A 17,115-nucleotide genomic window follows, 5' to 3' on the forward strand; every position below is an offset into this window, starting at 1 on the left:
GAGCGTCTGGCGATACGGGAGTCTGGGTGGATCGACGCGAGAACAGGGACACTTATACCGCCGGTCTAGTTTTTCGGAGCACTTTTCGGTGCGACAACGATAGAGACACGGCCAGTCTGGCCATTCTTGCAGCTTTCAAGCTGGGCCTGTCCGCTCTTCATCTGCACGGTCAGCTTGCAGCCGACACCGACATTGTCGCCCTGAGACAGAACAACCTTGCTACCGGTCAGGACCAGAACCTGGGTCTTCATGTCAAACGTACCGTGATCGCCCGTGGCAACCTGATCCTCTGACTTGACGTAGACCTTGTCATTGACCTCGATATGATCAATGTCCTGGGCACCGGCTCCTGCAGGCGAAGCAGGGTTGGTTTCCGTCTTTTTCGCAGCTTTGTCGGCTGCTTTTTCCGCCTCGGTCTTCTCAGGCTTCTTCACGTAATAAACGACCATCGAGCCGGCCTTCATCAACGTGGTGCCCTGTACAACCGATACATTGCCAGTAAAAGTTGCTGTACCGACATCATTGTGAACATCGAGCCGATCAGAATCGATCTGGATGGGCTGATCGCTCGAAAGCTTCATACCGTTTGGAGCAACGGCCTTGCTCGCATCCTGTGCTGCGACAGGACCAATCATGGAGGTTGCCAAAATACCCAATGCAACAGTCGATATGCTGATCAGTCTTGTCCCGCGCGACATTGTCTCAATCTCCTAAATCCGGGATATCCCCATGAGGCCCACAATCACTGTTGTGATTTGGCTTCCTTGCGACCTTCTTGCAGCTTTGCGGGCTGAATGACAAGCCTGACACCCTTTTCAAAGACCATTACTTTGCCGCTCTGAGTAATTTTCATGCTGTCTGCGACAATACTGGCACTGCTATTCTCGATCCTGACCGGCTGATCGGTCGACATCGTGTTCGCTTCTATATTGATATCGGCGGATTTCAACTGTGCCTTCATACCATCTGAAGTTGTCAGCGTTATGTCGTTGTCCAGCTTCAGCTGACGGTTGGCATTGTCATAAAGACCTGACTTGGCATGCACCTGCGCACGCAATTCCGCGCCAACAGGAATTTCAGCATTGATATTCTCAAGCGTGATCAGGGAGCTGTTACCGACATCCTGAAGCGCGCGTTCCGCACCCATCTTGTAGGGGAGCTTGTCCTTGGTGAAGCCATCAAGCTTCGGATTGGTCATGACAAGCTTGCCGTCCTGAATGCCGGCACTGTCCAACGAGATATTGCTTGGAATATTGGTCGTGGAAAAGAAAGTGAACCAGGAAAACACACCGGCGCCAACCAATGCGATCGTCGGCAGCGCGAACTTCAGGAAGCGCACACGCCTGGAATGACGCTCCGCCGCACGAAAAACGTGCGATTCCTTTTCGGTGGCAGCAAATTGCCGCGCAACTTCCGCATGCTGCGCAGCAGCGGCTGTTGCATCACCGTTAGGATGCGTATGTTTAAGTTCAATGGACATAAGTTGGTTATACTACCGATTGATATCTACTGGCGCTGCGTTAGTTGAACGCCAATGTGGTTATTTTTCGATGAAACGAACGAGCGCCCATGGCAAAAGTCGCATCTGATCGAACAAGTATGCCGTCATCTGCCCATATACAAGGTGCGCGGCGAATTGCCTATATCGTTCAGTACACCAGACTCAAGGCTCTGGACATCCTCAGAATGTTGCCGCAGAAGAATGCTTGCATTCAATTGGACAGGAAACGGACAAGACGATGGCAAACACCGCTGACGCAATTATCGACAGGCGTCGTCTCCGGCGCAAGCTGACATTCTGGCGCGTTCTTGCCCTGCTTGTGGTGGCACTTGCATTGATCGGGCTCTACGGTTTTCTCTCCGGCTCCGACCGCCTTTCGGGCAAAACTGCCCCGCATATCGCCAAAGTTCGCATCGAGGGAACCATTTTCGAGAATGACGAACTCATCAAGCGCCTTGGTGAAGTTGCTGATTCTGCTGCGGTAAAAGGCGTCATCCTCTCGGTGGATTCGCCCGGCGGCACCACTGCTGGTGGAGAAGCCATTTACGAAGCGGTCCGCAAGATCGCAGCGAAAAAGCCCGTGGTCGCGCAGGTGGGTACCCTTGCCGCTTCGGCGGGTTACATGATTGCCAGCGGTTCGGATCATATCGTCGCACGCCAGTCTTCCATCGTCGGGTCTATCGGCGTACTTTTTCAATATCCTGACATTTCCGAATTGCTGACAAAGATCGGCGTCAAAGTCGAAACGATCAAATCCAGCCCGCTCAAGGCTGAGCCAAACTTTTTCAATCCCGCAAGCGATGAAGCCAAAGCGATGATCCATCGCATGATCATGGATTCCTATGACTGGTTTGTCGGAATTGTGCAGGAGCGGCGCAAATTTACCCGTGAGCAGACGCTTGCGCTCGCCGACGGCTCTGTTTTCACTGGCAGACAGGCACTTGCCAACAAGCTCATCGATGAGCTTGGCGGCGAAGACAAGTCTGTTGCATGGCTGAAAACCAAGGGTGTGGACGAGAAATTACCCGTAGTTGAATGGAAACCCGTTCAAAAAACCGCTTTTAGTTCGCTTCTGTCGCAATCAGCATTGAAAATGCTGGCGGAATATCTCGGCATTCCGCAGGAAAGCACTGGCTTGCTCAAGGATTTGACCGGTGATCGTATCTTCCTTGACGGGCTCGTTTCAGTTTGGCACGTTGACGGCAGGCCTGTCGGGGCGCAATAGGATATTTAAGCTTACAGGATCAGTGACATAGTCATAATGGCGATGTTGTCTGAACTTGAACCAGAAGGGATTATGCCGTGATCAAATCAGAGCTCGTCCAGATCATTGCCAACCGCAATCCGCACCTGTTTCAACGTGATGTCGAAAATATCGTCGGCGCCATATTTGACGAGATCACCGATGCTCTGGCGGAGGGAAACCGGGTCGAGCTGCGTGGCTTCGGTGCGTTCTCGGTGAAAAACCGTCCCGCCCGCAGCGGCCGCAATCCCCGTACCGGCGACAGTGTCGAGGTCGAAGAAAAATGGGTGCCATTTTTCAAGACCGGCAAGGAATTGCGCGACAGGCTGAACGCCGACTGAGCGCAGTGACAAGCCGGGGCGGCTCCATTGCCTGACTATTTGTAAAGTGCCGTCACCCTGGAGAGAGAAATGATCAATCGCGTTGTTGTCGTCCTCATTCTTGTGCCGCTTGCCGTCATTCTGATTGCCTTGTCGGTGGCCAATCGCGGGCTGGTGACCTTCACGATTGATCCCTTCAATCCGGGAAATCCCGGGCTTTCCTATTCGGCCCCCCTGTTCGTCTGGCTGTTTCTTGCACTCATCATCGGCCTGATCCTTGGCAGTTTTGCCACCTGGTTCAATCAGGGCAAGCATCGCAAGCTGGCGCGCCAACGCAAACAGGAAGCGGAACTCCTGCGCATAGAAGCGCGGAAATCAGCCGCCACCCAGTCAACACCCAATCTCCCATCGCTGCATTAAACAGCATACTTTCAAGGATTTATGATGAAACTGGTCTCACCGGCTGAGGTCGACGGGCTGTTGAACTGGCCGGATATGATCAATGCCATCGAAACGGCGTTCCGGCAGGGCGTGATCCAGCCTGTCCGCCATCACCATACGGTTGACCGCCCTGACGGCGCTGCATCGACACTTTTGCTGATGCCCGCCTGGTCGGATTTCGATGCACTTGGCGATTCCACGAAAGGCTATATGGGCGTCAAGATCGTCACCGTCTCCCCTGACAATGGCGCCATCGCCAAACCTGCCGTCATGGGTGTCTATCTCCTGCTCGACGGCAAAACTGGTGAACCCAAAGCTCTGATTGATGGTCAACGATTGACCACGTGGCGCACCGCGGGTGCTTCCGCCCTTGCCGCCCGCTATCTTGCCCGCGAAGATGCATCCAAACTCGTTATCCTCGGCGCAGGCGCGCTATCAGGCTTCCTTGCCCGTGCGCACAGTTCTGTGAGGCCGATCCGCGAGATTTCCATCTGGAACCGCAATTTCGACAATGCGCAGAAAGTGGCTGCGGAGCTTGTTGCCGAAGGGTTCAATGCCAAAGCAGTCACCGATAAGGATGCAGCCATTGGCGATGCCGACATTATCGCGGCAGGAACGCTTTCTACCGAGCCACTCATTCTTGGCAGACACCTGAAAAAGGGCGCTCATGTCGACCTTATCGGTGCTTTCACCCCTGCCATGCGCGAAAGCGATGATGAATGCGTCAAGCTTGCGCGGGTGTTTGTCGACACGAAAGAAGGCGCGCTGAAAGAAGGCGGCGATATTGTCCAGCCAATCAAAGCGGGTGTGATCAGCGAAAGCCATGTAATCGGCGACCTGTTCGATCTCACGCGCGGCAAGGTCAAAGGGCGCCAATCACCTGACGAAATCACCTTGTTCAAGTCCGTAGGTGCTGCCTTGGAAGACCTTGCGGCGGGTATTCTGGTCTATGAAAAGGCGATTGCTGCCTCGATTTGAGTGTTTTAGCTTTCGCCTTTCCTCGTCTTGGCATAGGAAACCACCATTGGATCAAAGGCCAAGGGAACACGAGGGCATAGTCGTTTGAAATCGTCTGGTGGAAAAATCAGGAAAGCCGGGGGTACTGGCCCCCGGGGTATTGACCCCCGGGGCGCAAGCCCCAAGGGTGCGAGCCCTAAGGGCGTAGGACCGAAGGCCGCTCCCTACAAGCAGCAGGCCACCAAGCCGCGTCCGCAATTTGCCAAGCCTGCTCCTGCGCCGGAAATTGACACCCGCGTCAAGGCCGCGCCGCGTTCAGAGCCCCTGCCGAAGCGTGTCTTGACCCGCCGCACCGGTACGCGCCCGACCGAAAAGACCGGCTTGATCCTCGAAACACTGCCATCAGACGATTATGCGCTGCTTGATAGCGGCAACGGCCTGAAGCTTGAACAATACGGTCCCTACCGCATTATCCGGCCAGAAGGTCAGGCCATCTGGCTCCCGGCATGGAGTAAGGCCGAGTGGGACAAGGCGGATGCTGTCTTCACGGGCAATACGGATGAAGAGGGCGTTGGACGCTGGTACTTTCCACATGTGCCGCTCGGCGAGACCTGGCCAATGGCCTATGAGGGTATCCCGTTCTTCGGCCGCTTCACCTCATTTCGCCATGTCGGTGTGTTTCCCGAACAGGGAACACACTGGTCGCATATGGACCAAACTATCCGCAACGCCAAGCGTCCGGTAAAAGTGCTCAATCTCTTTGGGTATACCGGCGTCGCCTCACTCGTTGCCGCGCGTGCCGGTGCAGAGGTAACGCATGTCGATGCCTCGAAGAAAGCGATTGTCTGGGCGCGGGAAAATCAGGAAATGGCGGGGCTGTCCAGCAAGCCTATTCGCTGGATTTGCGAAGACGCGATGAAGTTCGTTGCCCGCGAAGAGCGGCGCGGCAGCGGTTATGACATCATCCTGCTTGATCCACCCGCCTATGGCCGTGGCCCGAATGGCGAGGTCTGGCAGCTTTTCGACAACCTGCCTGATATGGTCGATCTTTGCCGGTCGATCCTCACACCCAACCCGCTCGGCGTTGTTCTGACAGCCTATTCCATCCGGGCATCATTCTTTGCGATCCACGAGCTGATGCGCGATGCATTCACAGGCCTTGGCGGCGAAGTACAATCGGGCGAACTGATCCTGCGCGAACGCTCGTCGGGTCGCGCGCTCTCCACTTCCCTGTTCAGCCGCTGGGGTGCCAAATGACAAGACATGATGACCGCCAGCACGGCAGCTCTATTTCAAGCCCCGGCAGGGTCAAGGAAGTCACCAGCCTGACCAATCCGATCGTCAAGGATTTGCGCTCACTGGCGCTGAAGAAGTTTCGCGATCAACAGGGCGTTTTCCTTGCCGAGGGCCTGAAACTGGTTATCGATGCGCTTGATCTCGGCTGGGTTATCAAGACACTCGTCTATTCCAAGGCTGGCAAGGGCAATTCCCTCGTCGAGCAGGTGGCAGCCCGCACCGTCGCCAAAGGCGGCGATGTGCTTGAAGTCAATGAAAAGGTGATTTCCGCAATCACCCGCCGCGACAACCCGCAAATGGTTGTCGGTGTTTTCGAGCAGAAGTTGCAGCCCTTGTCCGCGATCAAACCGCAGGGCAACGAAGTTTACGTGGCTCTCGACCGGGTGCGCGACCCCGGCAATCTCGGCACGATCATCCGTACCGCCGATGCCGTAGGCGCCAAGGGGATCATTCTGATCGGCGATACGACGGACCCGTTTTCACTGGAAACCGTGCGTGCCACCATGGGTTCCCTATTTGCCGTGCCACTGGCGCGCGCGACGGAAGCCGAATTCCTTGCCTGGCGTAAGGGTTTCTCCGGTCTCATCGTCGGCACGCATCTCAAGGGTGCCGTGGATTACCGGACGATCCCCTATAAGGGAAAACCCGTCATATTGCTGATGGGCAACGAACAGCAGGGTCTCCCCGACGCGTTGGCATCGACCTGCGACAAGCTTGCCCGTATTCCGCAGGAAGGCCGAGCGGATTCGCTCAACCTTGCCATCGCCACCGGCGTCATGCTGTTCGAGATCCGCCGTGAGGCGTTGACGCTCATCGGCGACAAACAGGATAAATGACCCCATGAAGAACAAATCCTTCTTCAGCCTGCTCGCCATCGTGGTTTTTGCCGTGGCCAGTGACCAGATCATCAAATATCTCGTTGAGACCGGAATGGACTATCAGCAGCAGATCGACGTGCTGCCATTTCTTGCACTTTTCCGCGTTCACAATAATGGCATCGCATTTTCAATGCTCAGCGGCATGCATGACCTTGCCCTTGTTGGCATGACTGTCATTGTCATCGCCTTTGTCAGCTATCTCTGGTGGACCACCGCCGCGGCGCGATGGATTTCGCGCATCGGCTTTGCGCTGATCATCGGTGGCGCTATCGGCAACCTGATTGACCGCAGCCTGCTTGGTTATGTCGTTGATTATATTCTTTTCCACCTGCCATCCTGGTCGTTTGCCGTCTTCAATCTGGCTGACGCTTATATTTCTGTCGGCGCAGCGCTTGTTGTGCTTGAAGAAATATTTGTGTGGCTGCGAGAGCGCAAAACACCGAAGGGGCAGACTGGGGAAAACTGATCATAAACCAGTATTTGCAGCGTTCTGGACGTCATGTGCTCGTCATCCAATTGTTGTATTCAGGCATCTAGTGATTGCCGATCAACCATGATGAGAGCGAATCGTTATGAGCTTCGCCTTGCTTGAACCTGCGTCTATCTCTAAAGATCAGCACACGATGTCGCAGGTTGATTCAACACGCTCGCCGTTTACGGCGCCACACCTGGTCTCGGTGCTTGGACGCATTGGGACGATGGAAGTGTGTCTTGCCCAGACCGAGGACGAAATTGTCTCGGCTCAGCAGCTGCGTTTCAAAGTATTTTTCGATGAGTTAGGTGCCAAAGGTTCGGCTTCGCTGGAACAGCGTGATGCGGATCGTTTCGATCCGGTATGCGACCATCTTCTGGTTTATGACACCTCGATTGTCGGGCCAAAGCACAAGCAGATCGTCGGTACATATCGCCTGATGCGTTCGGAAGTTGCCCATAAGACCGGTGGCTTTTACACGACGAGCGAATACACCATCGACAATCTTGTGGCCGCCAAACCGCAAATGCACTTTCTTGAGTTGGGACGTTCCTGTGTTTTGCCGGAGTATCGCTCGAAGCGCACGGTCGAACTGCTCTGGCAGGGGATCTGGAGCTATTGCCGCTATCACTCGATTGACGTGATGTTCGGCTGCGCATCTTTCCAGGGAACTGTCCCGGCGGCACATGCATTGCCGCTGTCGTTCCTCTATCACAATTGCCGCGCAACTGCAGATTGGGATGTCCAGGCTCTGCCTTCGCTGTACCAGCCAATGGATCTCGTCCCAAGCGAAGCGGTTAATCCAAAGGTCGCATTGTTTGCCATGCCGCCATTGATCAAAGGTTATCTGCGTCTCGGTGCCATGATCGGCGACGGTGCGGTAGTCGACTATGATTTTGGCACGACTGATGTGCTGATTATCCTGCCGGTCAGCCGGATTTCCAGCCGCTACGTCAGCCATTACATCTCAAACGCCAAGCGTTTCGACTGAAATTTGCCCTTCCCTGCGTGCTGGAACAACATCATCTGTGGAGAAAACCACTGATGATGTTGTCGCACGGTGTGTAAAGTTTTCGATAGCGCATAGATTGGTCTTCTGATCGGAATCGGTCAAATTCAGGAGAACGTCTTGGCCGACATGCCATTCACAGCGGAAACACCATCCTATGAAGCTGACCTCTCGGCGCGCCCAACGCCGATGATGGAGCAATATATCGAGATCAAGGCGACCAACCCCGATAGCCTATTGTTTTACCGGATGGGGGATTTCTACGAGCTGTTCTTCGATGATGCCGTGCAGGCATCGCGTGCGCTCGGAATCACGCTAACCAAACGTGGCAAGCATCTGGGCAACGATATTCCCATGTGCGGCGTTCCTGTGCATGCGGCGGATGACTATCTGCAAAAGCTGATTATGCGCGGCTTCCGGGTCGCGGTTTGCGAACAGGTGGAAGACCCAGCCGAGGCTCGCAAACGCGGCTCGAAATCCGTGGTGAAGCGCGATGTCGTGCGTCTGGTCACACCGGGCACCATCACTGAAGAAAAGCTGCTTGATCCTTCCGAAGCCAATTATCTGATGACGCTGGGACGGGTCAAAGGTGCGGCACAGGGCCAGTTTGCGCTTGCCTGGATCGATATCTCGACCGGAACATTTCGGGTGGCCGAAACAGATCCGTCGCGGCTTCTGGCTGATATTCTGCGGGTCGACCCGCGTGAGTTAATCGTTGCCGACCCGGTTTTCCATGATCCGGAACTACGCCCGACATTCGATGTGATCGGCCGTTCCGTCAGTCCGCAGCCACCGAGCCTTTTCGACAGTGCCACGGCAGAAAACCGCATTCAGCGCTATTTCGATGTGGCGACACTCGACGGTTTCGGCAACTTCTCCCGTGCCGAACTCTCAGCGATATCAGGCGCTATCGCCTATGTGGAAAAGACCCAGATTGCCGAACGCCCGCCGCTGATGCGGCCGGAGCGGGAATCCGAAGGCTCCACGCTGTTCATTGACCCGGCTACCCGCGCCAATCTGGAAATGTTGCGCACATTATCCGGCCAACGCGATGGCAGCCTGCTGAAATCCATAGACCGGACGGTTACCGGCGGCGGTGCGCGGCTTCTTGCCGAACGCCTGACCTCGCCCCTCACCAATCCCGATGCCATCGCCGAGCGGCTTGATTCCGTATCCTGTTTTCTGGCGGGCCAATCGCTTGCCGATCTGACCCGCGAGGCCTTGAAGGGCGTCCCTGATATGCCGCGTGCCCTGTCGCGGCTTGCGGTTGGACGTGGCGGCCCGCGTGATCTGGGTGCGCTGGCGCGTGGGCTGGAAGCGGCGGCCGAGATTGCCACTTTCCTTGGAAGAGAAGTGCTTCCGGCGGAACTTTCTGCAGTTCGCAACTGCCTTGGCGCTTTACCGGTGGATTTTGCCACCCATCTTGAGCATGCGCTTGATGATGAGTTGCCTTTGCTCAAGCGCGATGGCGGTTTTGTCCGCCCCGGATACAATGCGGAACTCGATGAAATGCGTGCGCTGCGCGATCATTCGCGCCGCATCATTGCCGGCTTGCAAGCCGACTATATGGATCTGACCGGTATCCGCTCGCTCAAGATCAAACACAATAATGTGCTCGGCTATTTCATCGAGGTAACAGCCAACAATTCATCTGTCATGACGGATACGGATGAAGCCAAAGGCAAATTCATTCACCGGCAGACCATCGCCAATGCCATGCGTTTCACCACCACCGAACTCGCAGAGCTTGAAACCAAGATTGCCAATGCGGCGGAACGGGCCTTGGCGATTGAACTTGGGATTTTCGAGACGCTCGTCACGGAAACCGTTGCCAATGCGGATGCGATCCGCGCCGGTGCAGCAGCACTGGCGACGCTCGATGTTTCCGTATCGCTTGCCGCGCTTGCCGAAGAGCAGGGCTATTGCCGCCCGCTTGTTGATGACAGTCTGGCCTTCGAAATTGTTGCCGGTCGCCATCCCGTTGTCGAACAGTCCCTGCGCCGTCAGGCCGCCAATCCGTTTGTGGCCAATGATTGTAATCTTTCACCGGAAGGAACGGCCAAGGGCGCTATCTGGCTTTTGACCGGGCCGAATATGGGTGGTAAATCGACATTCCTGCGCCAGAATGCGTTGATTGCCATATTGGCGCAGATGGGTTCCTTTGTTCCGGCGGGCTCCGCCCATATCGGCATTGTCGACCGGCTGTTCTCGCGCGTCGGCGCTTCGGATGATCTGGCACGCGGTCGCTCGACATTCATGGTAGAAATGGTGGAAACCGCTGCCATTCTCAATCAGGCCAGTGATCATTCGCTGGTTATTCTCGATGAGATCGGGCGCGGAACAGCCACGTTTGACGGTCTTTCCATCGCTTGGGCGGCGGTGGAATATCTGCACGAAAAAAACCAGTGCCGGGCGATTTTCGCCACGCATTTCCACGAAATGACTTCGCTTTCGGAAAAACTGCCGCGGCTGAGCAACGTCACTATGCGTGTCAAGGAATGGGATGGCGATGTTGTCTTCCTGCATGAAGTGGCCAAGGGCGCTGCTGACAGGTCCTATGGCGTGCAGGTGGCACGGCTTGCGGGGCTGCCCGAAGCGGTGGTTAATCGCGCCCGCGACGTTCTGCATCAGCTTGAGGCTGGAGAGACTTCAGGGAAGGCGGACAAGCTGATTGATGATCTGCCCTTGTTCTCGGTTGAGGTGAAACGCGAGGTGAAAGCACCCGCCAAGGGTAAGGACAGCGCTTTGCTGGCCGCGCTTTCAACAGTAAACCCGGATGAAATGACCCCGCGTGAAGCGCTCGACGCCCTCTACCGGTTGAAAGGCCTTGCCACAAACCCGACATCCTGAGCGCATAGGGGCACGCCTGACCCTAGCGGATACACTGTCTTCAAAGGTAAGCATTTCGTTTATAGCAAATACACGCTATAGCGTGCGGCCATCATTCATAAAGTCGTGTTCATGAGCGCAGACCTGAAACTGGAACAGATCGTCAGTCCGGCCAAACTTCATCGTCAATTTGAAGATCTGGTCAAGGCGGCAAAGAAACAAGGCGCCGCTTCCGTCAATCGCAATGACGTGCTGCTGCTCCTGAAAGAAACACTCGGTTCGGGTCGCAAGACTGCTGAAGAGATGTTGAAAAAGGACGGCGGCGGCACACGCTGCTCCGTGCGCTTGTCCTATCTGATGGATCAGATCATTTCGGCACTCTACGAGTTTGCCATCACCCACATCTACCATTCGACCAACCCCTCCTCGGCGGAGCGTATGACCGTGGTTGCCGTGGGTGGCTATGGTCGCGGCGGCCTGGCTCCGGGTTCGGACATCGATCTTCTATTCCTTCTCCCCTATAAGCAGACGCCGTGGGGCGAGCAGGTGGTCGAGTATATTCTCTATATGCTTTGGGATATGGGCCTGAAGGTCGGCCATGCCACCCGCAATATTGACGAATCCATTCGCCAGTCACTTGCTGATATGACCATCCGCACCAGCATTCTCGAAGCGCGCTATGTCTGCGGCAACGACGAGCTTTTCACCACATTGGTCCGCCGGTTTGATACGGAAGTCGTCAAGGGTACGGGACCCGCTTTCATTGAAGCCAAGCTCACCGAGCGCAATGAACGCCACCGCAAGGCGGGTGCCACGCGCTATCTGGTCGAGCCGAACGTCAAGGAAGGCAAAGGCGGTCAGCGCGATCTGCACACGCTTTTCTGGATTGCCAAATATTATTACCACGTCAAAACCAGCGACGAACTGGTCAAGCTCGGCGTGCTGTCAAAGGCCGAACACAATATTTTCCGCAAGGCCGAAGACCTGCTCTGGGCCGTGCGCTGCCATATGCATTTCTATACGGGCAAGGCGGAAGAGCGGCTATCTTTCGATATTCAGAGCGAGATTGCCCAACGGCTCGGCTATACGGCCCATCCCGGCCAGCGCGACGTCGAGCGCTTCATGAAGCATTACTTCCTTGTAGCCAAGGAAGTGGGCGACCTGACCCGCATCATCTGCGCGGCGCTGGAAGAAGAGCAGGCTAAACACGTTCCGGGTTTCAACCGGATTTTCCTCACCTTTTCCCGGCGCAAACGCAAGCTTCCGGGAACATCGGATTTTGTCGTCGACAATCACCGCATCACCATCGCCAATGACGGCGTGTTCCATAAAGACCCCGTTAATCTCATCCGCCTGTTTCATCTGGCGGATCTGCATGGCCTTGAACTTCACCCCGATGCGATGCAGCTCGTTACCCGTTCGCTCTCGCTGATCAAGGCGGAGTTGCGCGAAAACCCTGAGGCCAATAGCCTGTTCCTCGAAATCCTGACTTCCGAGCGCAATCCGGAATTGATCCTGCGCCGCATGAATGAGTCAGGCGTGCTGGGCAAGTTCATCCCGGATTTCGGCAAGGTCGTCGCGATGATGCAGTTCAACATGTATCATCACTATACGGTTGACGAGCATCTGCTGCGCTGTATCGCTGTGCTTTCGGAAATCGAGCATGGCGATCTTGGTCAGGAACATCCGCTGGCCAACCAGATTATGCCGGGTATGAAGAAAGACCGGAAGCTGCTCTACGTCGCGCTGCTGCTGCACGATATCGCCAAGGGCCGGCCCGAAGATCATTCCCATGCGGGTGCCCGCATTGCCAAGCGTATCTGCCCGCGTCTGGGCCTGTCCAAGTCCGATACGGAAACCGTCTCATGGCTTGTGGAACAGCACCTGACCATGAGTATGGTGGCACAGTCGCGTGATCTCAATGACCGCAAGACCATTGAGGATTTTGCCGAGATTGTTCAAACGCTCGACCGGATGAAGCTTCTCCTGATCCTTACCGTTTGCGATATCAAGGCGGTTGGACCGGGCGTATGGAACGGCTGGAAGGGCCAGTTGCTGCGCACCCTCTTCTATGAAACGGAACTGATGCTGACCGGCGGCTTCTCGGAAGTATCGCGCAAGGAGCGCACCGACCACGCCCGTGCGCAGCTTGAGCATTCCCTTTCGTCATGGCCGCAGGTGGAGCGCCAGTCCTATCTTGCCCTGCACTATCAGAACTATCTGCTGACGGTCAGCCTCGATGATCAGGTGCGTCACGCCAATTTCGTGCGCGAGTCCGATAATACCGAAAAGACGCTGGCAACCATGGTGAAAACCCATGATTTTGAAGGCGTGACCGAAATCACCGTGCTGTCGCCGGATCATCCGCGCCTGCTGTCGATCATCGCCGGTGCCTGTGCCGCAGCCGGCGCCAACATTGTCGATGCGCAAATCTTCACCACTAGCGATGGCCGGGCACTTGATACAATCCTCATCAGCCGCGAATTCCCGACCGATGATGATGAGCGCCGCCGTGCCATGCGGGTTGGCCGCCTGATCGAAGATGTGCTTTCGGGCAAATCCTATCTGCCTGAAATGCTGGCATCGCGGACCAAGCCCAAGCGTGCAGTCAAGGCATTCCGCATCACGCCGCGTGTCGAAATCAACAACAAACTGTCGAACAAGTTTACCGTTATCGAAGTGGAGGGTCTGGATCGTCCGGGTCTGCTCTCCGAGATAACAGGTGTCATTTCCGATCTGTCCCTCGACATTGCATCGGCCCATGTGACGACGTTCGGCGAAAAGGTCATCGACGTGTTCTACGTCACCGATCTCGTTGGCCATCAGATCACCAATGCGGCCCGGCAGAACCGTATCCGCAAAAAGATGCTCGCTTTGTTCGGCGAAGGCGATATCACCACGGCACAGCCGCAGCGGCACAACATCCTGATGTCGGCAGAATAGGTTCAGCACCCATGTTTATTCGAAAACTGGAACAGGTATGAGTCTGGTCAAAAAATTCGCGACGGTGGCCTCCGGCACCCTGATGAGCCGTGTTTTCGGGCTGACGCGCGAAATGCTGATGGCAGCAGCGCTCGGCACCGGCCCCGTCGCAGATGCCTTCAATGCTGCGTTCCGGTTTCCCAACACCTTTCGCCGCCTGTTTGCTGAGGGCGCATTCAATGCCGCCTTCGTGCCGCTGTTTGCCAAGGAGATTGAGGCGAACGGCATGGAGGGCGCCAAGCGCTTTTCCGAAGAGGTCTTCGGTGTACTTTTTACGGTCCTGATGGCGCTGACCATTTTGATGGAATTGTCGATGCCGCTGATCGTGCGGACCGTGATCGCGCCGGGCTTTCTCGATGATCCGGTCAAGTTCGGCAACACGGTGTCGATGGCAATCATCATGTTTCCCTATCTCGCCTGCATGTCGCTGGCGGCGATGATGAGCGGTATGCTGAATTCGCTGCATCGCTATTTTGCCGCCGCAGTTGCGCCGGTGTTTCTCAATGTCATCCTGATCGGCGTTCTCGCCTATGCCTGGTATAAGGGCCATGATGGTATCAAGATCGGCTATGGCCTGTCCTGGGGCGTTATGGCAGCCGGTCTGGTGCAATTGGCCATCGTCTGGTTTGCCGTGCGTAATGCGGGCATTTCGATCGGCTTCCGGTTGCCGCACTTCACGCCGAATGTGCGGCGTCTGCTGGTGCTTGCCCTCCCCGCCGCAATTACCGGCGGCATTACCCAGATCAATCTTCTGGTGAACACGAATATCGCCTCCGCCCGGGACGGCGCGGTGACATCACTCGCCAATGCCGACCGGGTTTATCAGTTGCCGCTTGGTGTTGTGGGTATTGCCGTTGCAACCGTGCTGCTGCCCGAGCTTGCCCGCGCATTACGCTCCGGCAATCTGAAGGAAGCCGGAAGCCTGCAGAACCGCTCCGTCGAATTCATCCTGTTCCTGACACTGCCAGCTGCCGCCGCGCTTCTTGTCATGTCGGAGCCGATTATCCGGCTCCTGCTTGAGCGCGGTGAATTCACCGTCGAGTCGACGCGGCGCGTCTCCAACATTCTTGCGGTTTATGGCCTTGGCCTGCCCGCCTTTGTTCTGATCAAGGCTTTCATTCCCGGTTTCTTTGCCCGCGAAGACACCAAGACACCGATGATCTTTGCGGCAGTTTCCGTGGTCATCAATGTTGCCATGGCTCTCACGCTGTTTCCGTTGATGGCGGAAACCGGCATTGCCACCGCTGAAGTGACCGCCGGTTGGGTCAATGCCATTCTGCTCTTCGCAACGCTGGTGTGGCGTGGTCATTGGGGCCGCGATATTCCGCTGCTCACGCGTATTCCGCGCCTGATCTTTTCGGCTGCGGCGATGGGATTTGCGCTTTATTATGCGATCCAATGGGCAGCACCTTACCTTGCTTCCCATACGCCCGTTCATGTTCAGGCACCTGTTGTCTTTGGGTTGATCCTGCTTTCCATGATCATCTATTTCGCGCTGGCTTTCGCAACAGGTGGTGCGAGCTTCGGCATGATCCGCCGCAATGTCAAACGGGGCGCAAAGACACCTGTAGCGCCACCGGAGGACCCTGCCGCATGAGCCGTCATATCGGGATGATCACCCTTGTCGTGCGCGATTATGACGAGGCGATTGAATGGTACACTGGGGTGTTAGGATTTTCGCTTGTCAGCGATACCGCACTGTCCCCCACGAAGCGCTGGGTTGTCGTCGCGCCTGAGCAAGATGGAGCAAAGCTCCTGCTGGCGCAGGCTGACACGGAAATGCAAATATCCAGCATCGGCAATCAGACAGGCGGACGGGTAGCGCTGTTTCTCTATACGGATGACTTCGCACGGGATCATGCGGCAATGCTGAAATCAGGCGTGCGTTTTCTCGAAGACCCGCGTCACGAAGCCTATGGCAGCGTTGCCGTGTTTGAAGATCTCTATGGCAACACATGGGACCTCCTCGAACTCAAATGAACCAGCACGTTTCGATAGGGCTTGAATAGAGCGCCCTGCTCTGCCAAAACCTCCTCTCCATTGACATCGGGTCCGAAGACCCGATCCCCGAACGATCTAAGGACTGACCATGAGCACGTTTGAGCCGCTCGTCTTTTCCGGTGTCCAGCCAACCGGTAATCTGCATCTCGGAAATTATCTGGGAGCCGTGCGGCGTTGGGTTGCCTTGCAGGAAAATAACAATTGCATTTACTGCGTCGTTGACCAGCACGCGATCACACAGGCGGTTTCCGTCTGGGGCGGACCGGCCGAGTTGCAGCGCAATACACGCGAAGTCACTGCGGCTTTTCTGGCTGCTGGTATCGACGCGGAAAAGCACATTGTCTTCAACCAGAGCCGGGTACGCCAGCACGCGGAACTCGCATGGGTGTTCAATTGCATCGCGCGCATGGGCTGGCTGAACCGCATGACCCAGTTCAAGGACAAGGCGGGCAAGGACCGCGAAAACGCTTCCGTTGGCCTCTTCGCCTATCCCAACCTGATGGCTGCCGATATTCTCGTTTACCGCGCAACGCATGTGCCTGTCGGTGAAGATCAGAAACAGCATCTGGAACTGACACGCGACATTGCCCAAAAATTCAACACGGATTTCTCCGACCGCATTGCCGAACTTGGTCTTGGCGTCGAGACCCAATCGGGCGATGAAACCATCCAGAGTTTCTTCCCGCTGACGGAGCCTGTCATTGGCGGTCCAGCTGCGCGGGTGATGAGCTTGCGCGATGGCACAAAGAAAATGTCGAAATCCGATCCGTCCGATCTGTCGCGCATCAACCTGACGGATGATGAAGACACAATCTCGAAGAAAATCCGCAAGGCTAAGACCGATTCCGAGCCGTTGCCATCGGATATTGAAGGTCTGAAAGAGCGGCCGGAAGCAGACAATCTTGTCGGCATCTATGCGGCGCTCACCGATACGGACAAGGAAAATGTCATCCGCGATTTCGGCGGCCAGCAGTTCTCCGTGTTCAAGCCCGCTTTGGCCGATCTGGCCGTGGCAAAGCTTGCACCGATTGCCAGCGAGATGCGCCGCCTTTCCGCCGATACTGCCTATATCGACTCCGTCCTAAAAAACGGCGGCGAACAGGCAAGTGTGTTGGCGGAGAAGACGATGCGCAATGTGCGTGATATTGTCGGATTTCTTCAGGATTAGGATCAACAGTCAGGGCAG

Annotated in this window: 15 protein-coding genes; 13 read left to right on the forward strand and 2 right to left on the reverse strand. The window is 55.9% G+C overall.

Going from position 1 to position 17,115, the window contains the following annotated elements; genetic code table 11:
* Positions 1–65: 65 nt before the first annotated feature.
* Positions 66–698: an LptA/OstA family protein gene (locus BLU05_RS07140; RefSeq protein ID WP_091878876.1), complete on the reverse strand. Its 633-nt coding sequence runs from the start codon at positions 696–698 to the stop codon at positions 66–68.
* Positions 699–742: 44 nt separating this feature from the next.
* Positions 743–1,480 carry an LPS export ABC transporter periplasmic protein LptC gene (gene lptC, locus BLU05_RS07145; protein WP_091878878.1) on the reverse strand — a complete coding sequence of 246 codons (738 nt, stop codon included), beginning with the start codon at positions 1,478–1,480 and terminating at the stop codon, positions 743–745.
* 259 nt (positions 1,481–1,739) lie between these two features.
* Here lptC and sppA point away from each other — a divergent pair, with 259 nt between their 5' ends.
* The 13 genes from sppA to trpS all read left to right on the forward strand — a co-directional run bounded on the left by sppA (position 1,740) and on the right by trpS (position 17,097).
* A complete protein-coding gene (gene sppA, locus BLU05_RS07150; RefSeq protein WP_091880130.1) occupies positions 1,740–2,726 on the forward strand; it encodes a signal peptide peptidase SppA in 987 nt (328 codons plus the stop codon).
* 77 nt (positions 2,727–2,803) lie between these two features.
* Positions 2,804–3,085 carry an integration host factor subunit beta gene (locus BLU05_RS07155; protein WP_091878879.1) on the forward strand — a complete coding sequence of 94 codons (282 nt, stop codon included), beginning with the start codon at positions 2,804–2,806 and terminating at the stop codon, positions 3,083–3,085.
* A 69-nt stretch (positions 3,086–3,154) separates the two neighbouring features.
* Positions 3,155–3,484 (forward strand): LapA family protein, encoded by a 330-nt coding sequence (locus BLU05_RS07160; protein ID WP_091878881.1) that lies wholly within the window; start codon positions 3,155–3,157, stop codon positions 3,482–3,484.
* Between the two features lie 24 nt (positions 3,485–3,508).
* Positions 3,509–4,483: a bifunctional Delta(1)-pyrroline-2-carboxylate/Delta(1)-piperideine-2-carboxylate reductase gene (locus BLU05_RS07165; RefSeq protein WP_091880132.1), complete on the forward strand. Its 975-nt coding sequence runs from the start codon at positions 3,509–3,511 to the stop codon at positions 4,481–4,483.
* 84 nt (positions 4,484–4,567) lie between these two features.
* A complete protein-coding gene (locus BLU05_RS07170; RefSeq protein WP_175540543.1) occupies positions 4,568–5,719 on the forward strand; it encodes a class I SAM-dependent rRNA methyltransferase in 1,152 nt (383 codons plus the stop codon).
* Entirely contained in the window at positions 5,716–6,594 is an 879-nt protein-coding gene (locus BLU05_RS07175; protein ID WP_091878882.1) for a TrmH family RNA methyltransferase, read from the forward strand. Before BLU05_RS07170 ends, BLU05_RS07175 begins: the two co-directional genes overlap by 4 nt.
* A gap of 4 nt (positions 6,595–6,598) precedes the next feature.
* Positions 6,599–7,102 carry a signal peptidase II gene (gene lspA, locus BLU05_RS07180; RefSeq protein ID WP_091878884.1) on the forward strand — a complete coding sequence of 168 codons (504 nt, stop codon included), beginning with the start codon at positions 6,599–6,601 and terminating at the stop codon, positions 7,100–7,102.
* Positions 7,103–7,259: 157 nt separating this feature from the next.
* Complete coding sequence (locus BLU05_RS07185) at positions 7,260–8,099, forward strand: l-ornithine N(alpha)-acyltransferase (RefSeq protein WP_091880135.1); 840 nt, start codon at positions 7,260–7,262, stop codon at positions 8,097–8,099.
* 147 nt (positions 8,100–8,246) lie between these two features.
* A complete protein-coding gene (gene mutS / locus BLU05_RS07190; RefSeq protein ID WP_091880137.1) occupies positions 8,247–10,967 on the forward strand; it encodes a DNA mismatch repair protein MutS in 2,721 nt (906 codons plus the stop codon).
* A gap of 111 nt (positions 10,968–11,078) precedes the next feature.
* Positions 11,079–13,889, forward strand: coding sequence for a [protein-PII] uridylyltransferase (locus BLU05_RS07195; RefSeq protein WP_091878886.1), 2,811 nt, complete (start codon positions 11,079–11,081; stop codon positions 13,887–13,889).
* Between the two features lie 37 nt (positions 13,890–13,926).
* A complete protein-coding gene (gene murJ, locus BLU05_RS07200) occupies positions 13,927–15,525 on the forward strand; it encodes a murein biosynthesis integral membrane protein MurJ (protein ID WP_091878888.1) in 1,599 nt (532 codons plus the stop codon).
* Positions 15,522–15,908 (forward strand): VOC family protein, encoded by a 387-nt coding sequence (locus BLU05_RS07205; RefSeq protein WP_091878889.1) that lies wholly within the window; start codon positions 15,522–15,524, stop codon positions 15,906–15,908. Before murJ ends, BLU05_RS07205 begins: the two co-directional genes overlap by 4 nt.
* A 109-nt stretch (positions 15,909–16,017) precedes the next feature.
* Positions 16,018–17,097 (forward strand): tryptophan--tRNA ligase, encoded by a 1,080-nt coding sequence (gene trpS / locus BLU05_RS07210; RefSeq protein ID WP_091878891.1) that lies wholly within the window; start codon positions 16,018–16,020, stop codon positions 17,095–17,097.
* Positions 17,098–17,115: the final 18 nt, after the last annotated feature.

Source organism: Phyllobacterium sp. OV277 (genome assembly GCF_900104355.1).
GTDB lineage: Bacteria > Pseudomonadota > Alphaproteobacteria > Rhizobiales > Rhizobiaceae > Phyllobacterium.

Coding starts and splice junctions, on each gene's coding strand:
- BLU05_RS07140 (WP_091878876.1), bottom strand. CDS start 698: ATGTCGCGCGGGACAAGACTGATCAGCATATCGACTGTTGCATTGGGT.
- lptC (WP_091878878.1), bottom strand. CDS start 1,480: ATGTCCATTGAACTTAAACATACGCATCCTAACGGTGATGCAACAGCC.
- sppA (WP_091880130.1), top strand. CDS start 1,740: ATGGCAAACACCGCTGACGCAATTATCGACAGGCGTCGTCTCCGGCGC.
- BLU05_RS07160 (WP_091878881.1), top strand. CDS start 3,155: ATGATCAATCGCGTTGTTGTCGTCCTCATTCTTGTGCCGCTTGCCGTC.
- BLU05_RS07165 (WP_091880132.1), top strand. CDS start 3,509: ATGAAACTGGTCTCACCGGCTGAGGTCGACGGGCTGTTGAACTGGCCG.
- BLU05_RS07175 (WP_091878882.1), top strand. CDS start 5,716: ATGACAAGACATGATGACCGCCAGCACGGCAGCTCTATTTCAAGCCCC.
- lspA (WP_091878884.1), top strand. CDS start 6,599: ATGAAGAACAAATCCTTCTTCAGCCTGCTCGCCATCGTGGTTTTTGCC.
- BLU05_RS07185 (WP_091880135.1), top strand. CDS start 7,260: ATGTCGCAGGTTGATTCAACACGCTCGCCGTTTACGGCGCCACACCTG.
- mutS (WP_091880137.1), top strand. CDS start 8,247: ATGCCATTCACAGCGGAAACACCATCCTATGAAGCTGACCTCTCGGCG.
- BLU05_RS07195 (WP_091878886.1), top strand. CDS start 11,079: ATGAGCGCAGACCTGAAACTGGAACAGATCGTCAGTCCGGCCAAACTT.
- murJ (WP_091878888.1), top strand. CDS start 13,927: ATGAGTCTGGTCAAAAAATTCGCGACGGTGGCCTCCGGCACCCTGATG.
- BLU05_RS07205 (WP_091878889.1), top strand. CDS start 15,522: ATGAGCCGTCATATCGGGATGATCACCCTTGTCGTGCGCGATTATGAC.
- trpS (WP_091878891.1), top strand. CDS start 16,018: ATGAGCACGTTTGAGCCGCTCGTCTTTTCCGGTGTCCAGCCAACCGGT.